12 protein-coding genes are annotated in these 13,794 nt (G+C 38.0%); all 12 read right to left on the bottom strand.

From position 1 onward, the window contains the following. Positions 1-66: 66 nt before the first annotated feature. The 12 genes from AB1397_07150 to AB1397_07095 are packed head-to-tail and all read right to left on the bottom strand — an operon-like array spanning position 67 to position 13,444. Positions 67-435 carry a DRTGG domain-containing protein gene (locus AB1397_07150; GenBank protein MEW6482754.1) on the bottom strand — a complete coding sequence of 123 codons (369 nt, stop codon included), beginning with the start codon at positions 433-435 and terminating at the stop codon, positions 67-69. After that, entirely contained in the window at positions 432-1,331 is a 900-nt protein-coding gene (locus AB1397_07145) for a CBS domain-containing protein (GenBank protein MEW6482753.1), read from the bottom strand. The genes AB1397_07150 and AB1397_07145 overlap by 4 nt, the downstream gene beginning before the upstream one ends. Then, positions 1,321-1,668, bottom strand: coding sequence for a DRTGG domain-containing protein (locus AB1397_07140; GenBank protein MEW6482752.1), 348 nt, complete (start codon positions 1,666-1,668; stop codon positions 1,321-1,323). The genes AB1397_07145 and AB1397_07140 overlap by 11 nt, the downstream gene beginning before the upstream one ends. A 21-nt stretch (positions 1,669-1,689) precedes the next feature. Next, positions 1,690-1,971, bottom strand: a complete 282-nt coding sequence (locus AB1397_07135) for a 4Fe-4S binding protein (protein ID MEW6482751.1) — start codon at positions 1,969-1,971, stop codon at positions 1,690-1,692. A 1-nt stretch (position 1,972) separates the two neighbouring features. Then, on the bottom strand, positions 1,973-3,214 hold the full coding sequence (locus tag AB1397_07130; protein MEW6482750.1) for an adenylosuccinate synthase: 1,242 nt from the start codon (positions 3,212-3,214) through the stop codon (positions 1,973-1,975). Beyond that, on the bottom strand, positions 3,214-3,537 hold the full coding sequence (locus tag AB1397_07125) for a hypothetical protein (protein MEW6482749.1): 324 nt from the start codon (positions 3,535-3,537) through the stop codon (positions 3,214-3,216). The genes AB1397_07130 and AB1397_07125 overlap by 1 nt, the downstream gene beginning before the upstream one ends. After that, the gene (gene hemC / locus AB1397_07120; GenBank protein ID MEW6482748.1) at positions 3,524-4,417 is read right to left on the bottom strand and encodes a hydroxymethylbilane synthase; all 894 of its coding nucleotides are present in this window, start codon (positions 4,415-4,417) and stop codon (positions 3,524-3,526) included. The genes AB1397_07125 and hemC overlap by 14 nt, the downstream gene beginning before the upstream one ends. After that, on the bottom strand, positions 4,414-6,234 hold the full coding sequence (glmS, locus tag AB1397_07115; protein MEW6482747.1) for a glutamine--fructose-6-phosphate transaminase (isomerizing): 1,821 nt from the start codon (positions 6,232-6,234) through the stop codon (positions 4,414-4,416). Before glmS ends, hemC begins: the two co-directional genes overlap by 4 nt. Before the next feature lie 32 nt (positions 6,235-6,266). Further along, positions 6,267-7,457, bottom strand: coding sequence for a phosphoglycerate kinase (locus AB1397_07110; protein ID MEW6482746.1), 1,191 nt, complete (start codon positions 7,455-7,457; stop codon positions 6,267-6,269). Positions 7,458-7,483: 26 nt separating this feature from the next. Beyond that, complete coding sequence (gap, locus tag AB1397_07105) at positions 7,484-8,482, bottom strand: type I glyceraldehyde-3-phosphate dehydrogenase (GenBank protein ID MEW6482745.1); 999 nt, start codon at positions 8,480-8,482, stop codon at positions 7,484-7,486. 55 nt (positions 8,483-8,537) lie between these two features. Then, complete coding sequence (locus tag AB1397_07100) at positions 8,538-10,799, bottom strand: hypothetical protein (GenBank protein ID MEW6482744.1); 2,262 nt, start codon at positions 10,797-10,799, stop codon at positions 8,538-8,540. Next, positions 10,796-13,444 carry a thermonuclease family protein gene (locus AB1397_07095; GenBank protein MEW6482743.1) on the bottom strand — a complete coding sequence of 883 codons (2,649 nt, stop codon included), beginning with the start codon at positions 13,442-13,444 and terminating at the stop codon, positions 10,796-10,798. The genes AB1397_07100 and AB1397_07095 overlap by 4 nt, the downstream gene beginning before the upstream one ends. Positions 13,445-13,794: the final 350 nt, after the last annotated feature.

Genomic DNA, 13,794 nt, shown 5'->3' with positions numbered 1-13,794 from the left:
TCAAAATTTAGAATTCAAAATTTCTTAAAAGGTGGATGAATTTTTAACAGATAAACACAACCCTATCTATTTTTGCACTAAGTAATGGAAGATACTATAAGCTCTAATTCCAAGCTGATATAACTTGCCACAAACCTCAAAGGATGAAAGAGGGCAAGTCAAAATTGGAATATTCTCTTCCTCTGCCTTCTCTAATGTATCTTTATCAGGGTTTCTATTATTAACCAGGATTATCCCAGAAAGGCTTTTCATTGAGGCAACCGCAACAATATTCTGGTGAACCTGGAGGGTTATCCAGACATTCCCCTCTTTTGCATTGGCTAAGACATCAGACAAAAGGTCAGAACAATACCCTCCTGTTATCTCCCTATCCAATTGCTCCTTTCCTGTAATGACAGAAAGGGAAAGGCTTTCTACAATCTCCTTTAACCTCATTTTATATTTATCCTGAAATTAAGATTTGTTCCTAAACCTACCTCTGATTTTAATTCGAAAAAATCCGAGCAATTTTTTATATTACCAAGCCCCATACCTGCACCAAAGCCAAGCTCCCTTACCCAATCGGGTGCGGTAGAAAACCCTGGGGTCATTGCCTTTTCTATGTCCTCTATCCCAGGGCCTTCATCTTCCACATAAACCTCTATCTTATCTTTAAAGACAATGGCCTTTATTCTCCCCTTTTTTGCAAATATAACCACATTCATCTCTGCCTCATAGCTTGCAATGGCAAGCCTTCTTGTAATATCAGGGTGGATTCCCAGCATCTTTATTGTCCTCTTTAGCCTGCTTGAGGCATCCCCTGCTTTTTTAAAATTGCCTCCCATTATTTCATACTCAAGGGTTATTTCCTTTTTGTCTGCCAAAACATCATCAAAAAAATGGGAAACCCGATAGCCCTTTATCTCCTCTTCATAGTATTTATCTTTAAGGTGCTTTAGAAATCCATGGATAACATCGGTCTTGGTAATTATTCCAGTAAGCTTTTTATCCTTATCAATTACAGGAAACCTTCCATAGCCAAATTTTTCAAATTTATTTAAGGCATTTATCAGGGGTTCATCCTCAAAAAGCGTCTCTGGATTCTTGGTCATTTTCTCTTTTATAGGAATATCTTGCTCTTTATTTATTATTGCCTTGATAAAATCCTCTAAGCTTATAACCCCAACAAGAACATTATTCTCTACCACAGGAAAGCCCGATATTCTTTTATCCCGCATAATTTCCCTTAAAGAGCCTATGTTTTCATCACCTGATACAGCTAAAACATTGGGGTTCATTACCGAGGAGACCTTAAGCTCATAAGCTATCTCTTTAAGTATATTATCTTCCATAACAGCCAGAAAGCCCTGCGCTATAAAGCCTTCCGCAGGATTCATACATGGGAAGGTTTGTTCTTAAAAGGGGGATGCCTATTTCTTTGGCAAGCTCAATTGTCTCATCCTGAGGCATTTTTCCCCGCACAAAGCAGATTGCCTTAATCCCTACCATCTCTGCGGTTCTTATGACTTGGGGGTTTATAATCCCGGTTAAGAGCAGAGAATTGTTTTTGACAAATGCCAGGACATCGCTCATTAAATCAGAGCCACAAGCCATATCTATCTCTCCATCCTCATCTTCCGAGAAGATAACCTCTGCCTCTAATATTTTTCTTATCTCTTTAATGGTCATTTTTTAAACCCAAATCCTAAATTATCTCTTCTCATCCTCCATCCTTATGGCAGCTACCTTTTCTGGACAGACATCAGCACATATCCCACAACCTTTACAATAATCAAGGTTTATCCCAACCATTTTTTCTTCCTCAACCATTATTGATGAATCTGGACAATATATCCAGCAATTAAGACAGGATATACATTTGGAAGCATCCCAGATAGGCCTTTTTGACCTCCAGGAGCCTGTTTTATACCTCTCTGCTGTTGCTGGCTCTAAAATCAATCCTCCACTTGGCAGGTCATACCATTTTTCCATTTTATCTCACCTCTATATTTTGGCTTCTTTCCTTTCCTACAGAGACAAGGGAAATTGGAATACTTAAAGCATCCTTTATCATTTCAATATAATTCCTTGCCTCTTTTGGAAGATTGTCATATTCCTTTATATTTCCTATATCCATTTCCCATCCAGGAAATTCTTCGTATATTGGCTCAATCTCATCCCAGCTTGTAATTCCCTGAGGAATTTCCCCATAAATTTTACCCTTTATCTTATATTTTGTGCAAACCATTATTTTAGAAAGGCAATCCAAAACATCAAGCTTTGTTATGGCAATGCTGGTTATCCCATTTATTTTGCAGGAATACCTGATTGCTGGTAAATCAAGCCATCCACACCTCCTTGGTCTTCCGGTTGTCGCACCATATTCCCCTCCTTTTTCTCTTAAGGATTCACCCAGGTCTTCCTTTATTTCTGTGGGAAATGGACCTTCTCCAACCCTTGTGGAATATGCCTTCATCACACCAATGACATTTTCTATATACCTTGGCGAAATCCCTGTTCCGGTTCCTATCCCTCCGATTGTAGAGTTGGTTGATGTTACATATGGATATGTTCCAAAATCAATGTCCAGAAGGGTTCCTTGTGCTCCCTCAAATAATATGGATTTTCTTTTCAAAATGGCATTTTCTAAAAGAACCCTTGTATCACAGACAAGCTCTTTTATTTTATCAAAATAAGCAAGATATTCATCTACAATTTTATCTGGATTAAATAGAGAATCAAGGGATTTTTGATTAAGGTTTTCTCTAACCTTTTCTTTAAATACATTTCTATCAAGCATATCAGCTATAACAATACCGCATCTTGCTACTTTGTCTGTATAGCAGGGGCCAATCCCTCGCTTGGTTGTCCCTATTTTTTGTGTTTTCTCCCTTATTTCATCTATGGCAATATGGTATGGCATAATGAGATGGCACCTGTAGCTTATATGGAGATTTAGTTCAATCCCCTCCCTCTCTAAATTTTCTATCTCATCCAACAATATGGCTGGATTTACCGCAACCCCATTTCCAATCACGCAATGCTTATCTTTGTAAAGGCATCCAGATGGAATGAGATGGAAGATAAATTCTTTATTGGAAACAAAGACCGTATGACCTGCATTGTTTCCACCCTGAAAGCGGACAATATAGTCATAATCCCTTGCCAAGCAATCAATAATTTTCCCTTTTCCCTCATCCCCCCATTGAAGACCAATGATCGCTAAATTTTGCATTAAATAGAAAGAGGCTTTCTTTCAAAAAGCCTGTCTAGTTCCCTTTTTATTTCCTCTTGAGCCCCTTCAATCCTTGATACGCGAGCTGAGAGGTCAAGTTTTGCACTTATTTCTCCCAAAGCCTCTCTTAGAGAGTGGAATTCTTTAAAAACTAGATTAAATCTTCTATCCATCTGCTCTTGCATCTGCTCAAATCTTTCATTCGTTTGTTTTTGCATCTGCTCAAAGCGCATGGATAGTTCCCTAACCTCTGTTTGAAGAACCCTTAACTCAGGAACAAGGAGCTCCTGGATAACCTTTCTTAACCCCTCAACAATATCCATTAACACTACCTCCTTTTATTTTTTCTGCCAGGGCTTTTCCAACTTCAATTGGATTATTGCCCTCCTCTTTTTCTATAATCATCTTTTTCTCCAAAAAAATACATCCTTTAAGGGTAATCTTGCCATTTTCTATTTTTGCCAATGCAGAAATTCCAGAGCTACAACCTTGCCCAAAAAAAGACATAAATGACCTTTCTGCTTTAATGCAGACCTCAGATTCCCTATCATTAAGGGGTCTTGTTAAAGCTTCAAGCCTTTTATCATTTTCTCTTATCTGGATTCCAAGTGAGCCTTGACCTGGTGCAGGAAGCAAGATATCCTCTGGAATTATTTCTGAAATTAAATGGGAAAGGGAAAGCCTAATTAAAGCAGCCTCAGAGACAACAATTGCATCAAGCCCCTTTTCTAGCATTTTTATCCTTGTTTCAATGTTTCCCCTTATGTAAACAACCTCAAGCTCTGGTCTTATTGCTTGAATAGCCAATTTCCTCCTCATACTTCCTGTCCCAATTCTTGCTCCCTTTGGAAGGGAAAATAAGCCTAATTTATTTTTTGAAACAATCACATCATAGGGAGAGATTCTCTTTGTAACCGCAGAAATCATCAATTCTTGACTCCTGACTCTCTGAGTCTCTGACTCTCTGACTTCTATTGGTATATCCTTCATAGAATGCACAGCCAGATCAATATTTCCTTTTAATAATTCCTCCTCAATCTCTTTAACAAATATACCTTTTTCTTCAAATTCCTGTAAGGGTTTTAAAAACCTATCGGCAGATGTCTTAATTTTTCTAATAGAAACATCGTCATTTATCCTAGATTTTACCTCCTCTGCCTGGATTAAAGCAAGCTTACTTCCTCTTGTTCCTAAGATAATCATTCCACCGTAACGCTCTTTGCCAGATTCCTTGGTTTATCAACATTTCTTCCTAATAATACAGCAACATAATAGGCAAATAGCTGCAAAGGAACAACCGCAAGGATAGGAGAGAACATCTCTAATGTCTTTGGGATATAGATGACATCAGATGTTATGGCTTCTATCTCAGAATCTCCAGATGTTGCAATGGCAATAATTTTTCCCTTTCTTGCCTTTATCTCCTCTAAATTAGAATAAACCTTCTGATGGACAGAATCCTTAAGACAAATTGCCACGGTAGGAAAATTCTCATCTATCAGAGCAATCGGGCCATGCTTCATCTCGCCGGCTGGATAGCCCTCAGCATGGATATATGATATTTCTTTAAGCTTAAGCGCTCCCTCTAATGCTATTGGGTAGTTATATTTCCTTCCCAAATACAAAAAATCCTTATAATTTTTATACCTTTCGGCAATCTCCTTTATTTTATCGCTCTGCTTAAGGATTTCAGAAACCTTCTCTGAAAGCTCCTGAATCTCTAATACAATCCTTTTTCCCATAACTAAGGATAAATCCCTCTGCCTTCCAAGAAGAAGGGAAAGTAAAGAGAGGATGGTTAATTGTGAAACAAATGCCTTTGTAGAGGCAACGCCTATTTCAGGGCCTGCATGGTTATAAACCCCACAATCTGTCTCCCTTGCTATGGTTGAACCAACCACATTTACTATTCCAATGGTTAATACCCCTTTCCTCTTTGCCTCACGAAGGGCAGAAAGTGTATCTGCTGTCTCTCCTGATTGGCTTATGACAAGGAGGGCTGTTTTTTCCTTTTCTAACAATGGCTTCCTGTATCTAAACTCTGAGGCATATTCAACCTCGGTAGGAATCCCACCATATTCTTCAAGGATGTATTCGCCAACCAATCCTGCATAGTATGCGGTTCCGCAGGCGGTAATAATAAGCCTTTCAATGGAAGAAAGCCTTTCTCTTACATCCTCTAATCCGCCAAGCTTGGAGATACCCTCATCAAGAAGCAATCTTCCCCTTATGGAATCCTTTATAACCTTTGGTTGGTCAAATATCTCCTTTAGCATAAAATGGGCAAACCCCTCTTTTTCTGCCTGCTCTATCTCCCATTCAAGGATTGCAACCCTATCTTTAAGAGAAATTTCACCCTTTGAGAAAAATTCATCCCTTTTAACCACAACAATCTCTCCCTCCTCAAGATAGACAACCTGTTTTGTGTAGCGCAATATTGCCGCAGGATCTGAGGCAATGATATTTTCATTTTTTCCCAATCCAATAATCAGAGGGCTTCCATAGCGAGCGGCTACAATCTTATCTGGCTCTTTGCTTGAGATAACCGTAATGCCATATGTTCCAGTTACAAAAGACAAGGCAATCTCTACCGCATCCTCTAAATTTCCCTTATAATTTTCTTCAATAAGATGAGCAAGAACCTCTGTATCTGTTTCTGATTTAAAGATATGACCCTTTTCTATAAGGCTTTTCTTTAATGTCTTATAATTCTCAATTATCCCATTATGGACAACAAAGATTTCATTCTTGCAATCAGAATGTGGATGGGCATTTTCTTCTGAAGGCACTCCATGGGTTGCCCACCTTGTATGGGCAATCCCAATTTTCCCTGGAATTTCTCTTTTGTTTATTATCTCCTCAAGGTCGGCTACCTTCCCTTCCCTCTTTACAAGAAAAGGATGATCATTTAAAATTACTAACCCAGCTGAATCATAGCCCCTATACTCAAGATGCCTTAATCCATCAAGGAGGATATCCTTTGCCTCCCTCTCTCCGATATAGCCTATAATCCCACACATGACTCTCTGATTCCTAGACCCTTTAGACCCTTTTATTTATTTGTCAAGGCAGAAAGACCTGGCATCTTTGCTCCTCCTAGAAACTCAAGGCAGGCACCACCACCGGTTGAAATATGGGTCATTTTGTCTGCCAAACCAAGCTTTACAACAGCCGCTACTGAATCTCCTCCACCCACAATGGTTGTTGCATTGCTCTCTCCCAAAATCTTAGCTATTTCTAATGTTCCCTTTGAAAACCTATCTATTTCAAAGATACCCATTGGCCCATTCCAGAAAATACACTTCGCCTTTTTTAAGACCTTTGAGAATTTTTCTATGGTTTGTGGCCCAATATCAACCGCCCTTTGATTTCCAGGGATACTTCCCCTTCCTACAATGGTTATATCAGCTCCCTCTGAAACAAATGTAGTAACTACATGGTCAGAGGGAAGATACAGGGATTTTTCCAGAGCAATGCTTTGAAGAAGGATCTCCTTTGCCATATTGATATGCTCCTTTTCCACCAGGGATTTTCCCACCGGAATACCCAAAGCTGCAAAGAATGTATATGCCATTCCTCCACCGATTAAAAGCTCATCAACCTTTAAAAGGAGATTTTTTATTAGATCTATCTTTGTAGAAACCTTTGCTCCTCCAAGGATTGCAATCAAAGGCTTTTCCTTTGATTCTAAGACCTTTCTCATATACTCAACCTCTTTTTCAAGGAGAAATCCAGCGGCTGCTTTTTGAACAACCCTGCATATTCCAACCACAGAGGCATGCTCTCTATGGACAACCGAAAATGCATCATTGACATAAAGGTCGCCTAAACTTCCCAATTCCTTTGCAAAAAGAAGGTCATTCTCTTCTTCTTCTGTATGAAATCTGACATTCTCAAGGAGAACCACCTCGCCCATTTTAAGCTCCCGGCAAACCTTCTTTGTCTCTTCACCAATACAATCAGAGGTCTTTTTAACAGGCATTCCAAGGAGCTTAGTCAATCTCTCACCTGCGGCTGTAAGCCTTAATGATTCCTCTATCCTTCCCTCAGGTCTTCCAAAATGAGAAATCAGAATACAGGCTCCCCCATTTTCCAGAATATGCTTTATGGTTGGAAGGGAAACTACAATCCTTGTATCATCAATGATTTCACCCCTCTCATCAACGGGAAGGTTGAAATCAACCCTTAGCAAAACCCTTTTTCCAGCTACATCAAGATCCTTTAAGGTAAGTTTATTTGACATAAATTTATTCTCCTTTAATTCAAAATTCATAATTCAAAATTTCTTATGTATTCCAAAAGGTCAATTATTCTCATACTATATCCTGTTTCATTGTCATACCAGCCAAAAACCTTTACCAGGTCATCCTTGGCAAAGGTAAGCTCTTTGTCAAATATACAGGATGATGTGTCTCCATTAAAATCAGAGGAAACCAAAGGTTTATCACAATATTTAAGGTATTTGGAAAGAGGACCCTTTTCCGATGCGCTTTTAAATAGGTTATTAACCTCATCTTTCGTAGTAGGCCTTTCTGTTATCACGGTAAGGTCTATAAGGGAAACATTTGGGGATGGAGCCCGGACAGCAATACCATCAAGCTTTCCAGCAAGCTCTGGAATAACCTTTCCGATTGCCTTTGCTGCACCTGTTGTGGTTGGAATCATAGAGAGGGCTGCTGCCCTTGCCCTCCTTAAATCTTTATGTGGAAGGTCAAGGATTTTCTGGTCATTTGTATAGGAATGAATGGTGGTCATAAATCCCTTTTTTATTCCAAAGTGAGAAAGGAGAACCTTTGCCAGGGGTGCCAGGCAATTTGTTGTACAGGATGCATTTGAAATGACATTGTGTTTATCTTTATCGTATTTATCCTCATTTATCCCCATTACTATTGTTATATCCTCATCCTTTGCAGGTGCTGTAACAATAACCTTCTTTGCCCCTCTTTCTATATGCAAAGAGCAATCAGCCTTGTTGGTAAATTTCCCTGTTGATTCAATAACCACATCAACCCCTAAATCCTTCCAGGGAAGCTCCTTTGGGTCTTTACAAGACAAAGCTTTTATCTTCTTTTCGCCTATTACCAAAGAATCATCCTCTACCTTTACCGGATATTTAAACCTTCCATGGAGAGAGTCATACTCTAATAAATGGCACAGGGTCTTTGTATCTGTAATGTCATTTACGGCAACCCATTCTATGTCTCTCTCTATCCCCAACCTTAAAACAACCCTTCCAATCCTTCCAAATCCATTAATTGCAACCTTCATATCTAATTTCCTCCTTTTAAATTTTGATAAATTTTAACAAAAAATCTTAATTTCGTCAAAGTTTTTCTTTTACGATAATAAGAGGAATTAAAACAACAAAATTCATCACCGCAACATATAAGGATGTTTTATAAATACCAACAATAGGAATAAGAAATATGGGCGTCAATAAGCTTCCCAAGCAAGAGCCAAGCAAGATCATTCCATAACTTAGCCCGGCTGTCCTTCCAACATCCTCCCTTCCTCTTAAGTAGAGCTTGTTTGCCAGGCCAAATCTAATACCTCCCACAAATCCTGTAACAATTGGTAAAAATGGAAGAATGTTTCCTTTGGAAAGGTAAAAAAACAAGGGAATTAAAAGGGGATAAAGGCAAATTCCTATTTGTGTTAAGACAAAAGCAGGAAAATCCCTTTTGATTTTTGGGATAATCTTTATTATCCAAAAAGAACCTAGTGATAAACCAAGCATAAATGAGGTAATGATAAGCCCTAATTTATAAAACATATAGCCATAGAGCATCTGAAAAGAGAGCAAAACCAGGGTTTGAAAGGCAATCTCTGTGAATCCTGTGGTCATAATTGCCCCCAATATAGCCTTTTTATATCCAAAAAGCCCGAATAGAAATAAAAAGAGATAAAAACAGATGGCTATTTTTAAAATTCTTTCGCTGTTTATCCACCTCATCATCTTGGATAAAAAGGGATTAGCTCTGCTTGTCCAGAAAACGATGTTTAGGTAGTAAGCAATAGGTCTTTTATAATAATTTATCTTAGCCTTTGTTTTGTTTAAGGAATTTTCTATTTTTTTAATCTTTTCTTTAGATAGCCTTGCAGATAAATAATATTCCCTAATGTATTTTATATCCAAATTTCTCATCCTTACCCTTTCCATCCAAAGCTTGTAATCATAAGTCAATACCCCCTTTTTATTACAGGCTAAAAAATAGGCTGTATCCCCTGGAATTATTTTTACATCGCAAAATACATCCTTTAAGCTAACATAAATGGATGATAAAAAATCTCTTAATTCAGGGGATATATAATTTTCTGAAGACAAAAGACCAAAGGAGATAATGCCAGAAGGGTTCAAAACCTTTTTTACCTCCTTAAAAAATTCTAAGGTATAATACCTATTCAATTGGGCTGTGTATGGGCTTCCAACCGAGACAATAACACAATCGTATTTTTTGTCGGTTGTTTTAATAAAAAACCTTCCATCCATATTTTTGACATTTACCCTCCTATCCTTTAAAGGGTTATTGGGAAGGTAATCTTTTGCTATTTTTATAATCAATGGGTCTAGCTCTACATAATCTATATTTTTTACCGGGTGTTTAATTATTTCGGAAATTATTCCTAAGCCACCTCCTATTAAAAGTATAGAAGAAGGATTTGCATGGGAGAGGAGGTTAAAATTGCAAGCCTCCTCAGAGCTTGCTCTATCTGGAATGGTATAAAAATGAAGCCCATTATAGAAAAATGAATATTGCTCTTTTCTTTGGACAAGGGAGATATTTCCATAGATAGAATTTTGAAAGGCAAGAAGTTTATACCCCTTAAACTGCCTTTTTATAGAATATTCATCCAATCTATCCCAGCTATTGGATAAAAACATTCCTATAAAAAATAGGCTTAAAAATATGGAAATAAACCTTTTTGCCAAGAAAAAAGCCAGCAGAATATTTAACAAGCTAAATATTCCCATAATCTCAAAGGAATTAAACATCTTGATAAGAAAAAAGCTTGAGATGCAACCTCCCACCATACAACCTATTGCTTCTAAAGCATAAACCATCCCAATATTGGTGGCAGCAAGGGAGCCTTTTATCATCCTACACCCTAAAGAAAACATAAAACCAAAGATGCTACAAAGGGGGATAAGGATAATAAAGCTTGATATGCACATAATGGGAATAGAAACAATCTCACCTAAAGATATATTAAAAATTTGTTTTAAAAGCCTTATAAGAAAAATGTCTAAAGGAAGTAAAAGGCCCAAGAAAATTTGGCAGAAAGAGAAAAAAGAAGCCTTATTTTTAATTTTGTCTGCCAGCAGGCTTCCCAAAAACCAACTACCCATTGTTCCTCCAAAAAGCCAACAGCCAAAAATAAAGCCCATAGAAAGCTCATTACCATAGAAAACAGTCAAAAATTCTCGCAGAATGACAATCTGGGAACCTATAGAAGTAAAGCCAAGGAGGAGGATAGAAATTGCTGCCATCACCGAATCACGAAATTTGAATTCCCATTTACTTCCTTCCCAAATAGGTTTAAAGGAAAGCCTGTGGGTCTCTTTAAAGAAGGTAAAATATATCATTTTATAATTGCAAATTTTCTTATAACTTTCTCCTTTCCATCATCTATAAGGGCAAAGTAGACACCTGATGATACCTTCTCTCCTTTATTATTCAACAGATTCCAGCAATTATTTGATGGGGGATAAAACTCACCCTTAAATACAAGCTCACCCGCAATGTTAAATACTGATATGGTAACCCTTCCATTCAATCCATAGAACCAAACCCTATCGTATTTATTTGTCTTTACCGGATTTGGTTGGACAATAACATTAGAGATAGAAAGACCAATAGGAAAGCCAATACCATAGAGGGAAATGGAATTAAGGCGGCATTGGATGGTATTTAAAACTGGATTTACAATTTGCTCTCCTTCTACAATAATCCATCGGTCATTAACAAACCTATAGATTCTATAGGAAAGCTCATCTATTTCATCGGAAAAATCTGGATCTTGATATGGTAATATTAAAGTAAGGGGCTTTACAGGCTGTGCACCTTCGCTATATTCCTCTGTAATTGCTATAAGTTCATAGATAGAATTTGGAAGAATTGAAGAAATGGCAGGCGATGCAACCTTTACTCCTATATCCTTTCTTTGAATAGTAAATGTAATGGTTCCCGAAAATGCACCCCTTGGTATCTTTATATTAAGACCCTCCATCTTTATCTCAGAATCCATATTGGGTAAGATAATCCCTGCTTTATCAACCACCTTTATCCCATCAGATGGATTTGACCAATTGCCATATCCTGCTGTATTCCTTGCCCTTGCCCTATAGGAATAGGTTAAACCCTTTGTCCTTGTTGGTATTTCATACCATTTGCTACTTCCTGATAATGTTCCAATTGTATACCAAGATGATGTTCCAATACGCTCCTCTATCTCATACTCAATAATCCCACAAGGCTCGCTTTCTATAGGAAAGATTACCCTATATCTTCCATCAATGTCTGCATCATCGTCAAGAAAATCATAACCATTCATTTCAGATGAATCCTCTATTGGTCTTGTGATAAAAACCGGAGGATTGTGGGAAACCGTAATTGAGACCAGATTTGTTGTTGTAATAAAACCAGCGGATGTAATTGTCGCATAGTTTGTAATGCTTCCTTTCCCTATAACTTGGGCAGAAAAGGAAATTGTCTTGGTTACATATACAGGGAGAGTGCCAATATTCCAGCTTATTACTCCATTGCTATAGGTTCCTGTGCAATAATCACAGGGTTCTATCTTTATGGCAGAGAAGAAGGGGTATTCTCCCTCTTCATAGAGAGCGATAATATAGCCATTATCTTTGGATAGGGTGAATTTATCAGAAATGGGAGAATAAGAAATCCTTGCTCCAGCTTTTTTGTCATTGTTTATTTCATTAAGGAGGGATTCAATGGTTGGGTAATTAAATGGGTTTATGGGCAATGACCTATATGTCCCTTGATTGGTTATAATGGTTATCATTCCATCGGGTCTTTTATTAAATGAATACCAGCTATTCATATCCAAAATTCCATCCCCCGAGATAACCTCTTGCTTGCTTTTTATTTGGGAGAAAGAGAGGCCAAGGGGTAATTGGTCATAGACAAAGACATCCCTTGCATCCATATCTCCAGTATTTATGAGAGAGATGGTATAGGTTATAACTGAGCCTAGGCTTCCCTCTGCCTTGGGAAATACATCCTTTGTGGAATGTGAAAGGTCTGGGCCAATTACCCTGCCTGGACTTGGAGTGTCAGGATCCCAATTTAGGTCATCTAACCCTCCTCTCTTACTCTCCCCAAGATTATTTTTCTTAAGACCTACCTTTCGTAAAGAAAGCCCTGTATTATCTGCACCATTATTATCCCAGGAAAGATTGTAGGCAAGGGAGTCTAAGAGAAAGCCATTGGCATCTTTTAAGGTAATCACCAGTCCCTCTGAGGGATTATATGAATTAAGCAGGAGGAAATCCTTTAGGCTTAGAATTGGTATATTTTGTGGTATATTATAAAAATCCCTAATTTGGGAAGGCGATGTCTTAGTACTACAGATTACCAAGCAGCTATGGGGATTGATTATGGTTGGGTTTGAAATAATAGCCTTATAGCCCCCTATTCTAATAGTTGCACTTTCTAGATCAATAGGGCTATCGGTTGAATTATAAAGCTCGGCAAACTCATATGTGTCGTAAGAAGGAGGATTGGGATGAATTTCGGTGATAATCACATTCCCTCCATACCCTTCCCAAATATTAAGCCTCCCTTTCCTTGCTCTAACCTCCCTTGCTTCCCATTCAGGAAAGTTTAGGATGTTATTCTCCATAAAAAGCCTTGTGGCTAAACCATTTTCAAGTAGAAGGCTGTTAAATATCTTATTTTCATAAACAATAACCCCCAATAGCCTACCATACTTATCCTTCTGCTTTAAAGGGTCAAAGTAGATTAGAACCTCCTTTCCAAAGACCTGTTCAAGGAAATCCTTTGCCTTATCTGAATATGGCTCACCCATTTCATCAGCATCAATCGCCAAGAGTCTAACCGTGTCAGTGCCTCCTGCGGTTTCAATCTTTATAGTATCGCCATCACAGACCTCAGTGACCGTTGCGGTTATGGTCTCTGCGTTTTGGATAAAAACAAGTAAGGAAAGCTCGTTAGAAAAACTTTTTAGGGTTAAAAAAAGAAGAATCATTATAATTTTTTTGTATATGTTTAGGTTACTTACTTTCATAGGGAACGGAAGAGACATCATACCCCCCTTGGATAATTATACCATCCTTTTGATAAAAGGTCAAGTTTAATTTCAAATCCAGATGGGTATAGACATACTTACCACCCTAGGAAAGAAAAAATACAAAACAAAGAGATTATTGAAAGGGCTTTTGCTTTTCATATTATTATTGGTATAATAAAAAACGCTCATCTCTTAAAGATTGTGCTTAGGCGGCTTTAAGCCACATTTCAGGCTCCTGTGTAGGAGCCCGGGATCGATATTTGACAACCCTCTTTTGTATAGCCTCGATAGGATTGCTTCTGTATCTG

The organism is bacterium (genome assembly GCA_040756715.1).
GTDB lineage: Bacteria > UBA9089 > UBA9088 > UBA9088 > UBA9088 > JBFLYE01.
Note: the sequence above shows the minus strand (reverse complement) of the source record. Positions and strands in the feature narration are given on the sequence as shown.

Bases quoted from the DNA above. Each gene is read 5' to 3' on its own strand.
- AB1397_07110 (MEW6482746.1), bottom strand. From the start codon at position 7,457: ATGTCAAATAAACTTACCTTAAAGGATCTTGATGTAGCTGGAAAAAGG.
- hemC (MEW6482748.1), bottom strand. From the start codon at position 4,417: ATGATTATCTTAGGAACAAGAGGAAGTAAGCTTGCTTTAATCCAGGCA.
- AB1397_07130 (MEW6482750.1), bottom strand. From the start codon at position 3,214: ATGCAAAATTTAGCGATCATTGGTCTTCAATGGGGGGATGAGGGAAAA.
- gap (MEW6482745.1), bottom strand. From the start codon at position 8,482: ATGAAGGTTGCAATTAATGGATTTGGAAGGATTGGAAGGGTTGTTTTA.
- AB1397_07125 (MEW6482749.1), bottom strand. From the start codon at position 3,537: ATGGATATTGTTGAGGGGTTAAGAAAGGTTATCCAGGAGCTCCTTGTT.
- AB1397_07145 (MEW6482753.1), bottom strand. From the start codon at position 1,331: ATGGAAGATAATATACTTAAAGAGATAGCTTATGAGCTTAAGGTCTCC.
- AB1397_07140 (MEW6482752.1), bottom strand. From the start codon at position 1,668: ATGACCATTAAAGAGATAAGAAAAATATTAGAGGCAGAGGTTATCTTC.
- AB1397_07135 (MEW6482751.1), bottom strand. From the start codon at position 1,971: ATGGAAAAATGGTATGACCTGCCAAGTGGAGGATTGATTTTAGAGCCA.
- glmS (MEW6482747.1), bottom strand. From the start codon at position 6,234: ATGTGTGGGATTATAGGCTATATCGGAGAGAGGGAGGCAAAGGATATC.
- AB1397_07100 (MEW6482744.1), bottom strand. From the start codon at position 10,799: ATGATATATTTTACCTTCTTTAAAGAGACCCACAGGCTTTCCTTTAAA.
- AB1397_07095 (MEW6482743.1), bottom strand. From the start codon at position 13,444: ATGATTCTTCTTTTTTTAACCCTAAAAAGTTTTTCTAACGAGCTTTCC.
- AB1397_07150 (MEW6482754.1), bottom strand. From the start codon at position 435: ATGAGGTTAAAGGAGATTGTAGAAAGCCTTTCCCTTTCTGTCATTACA.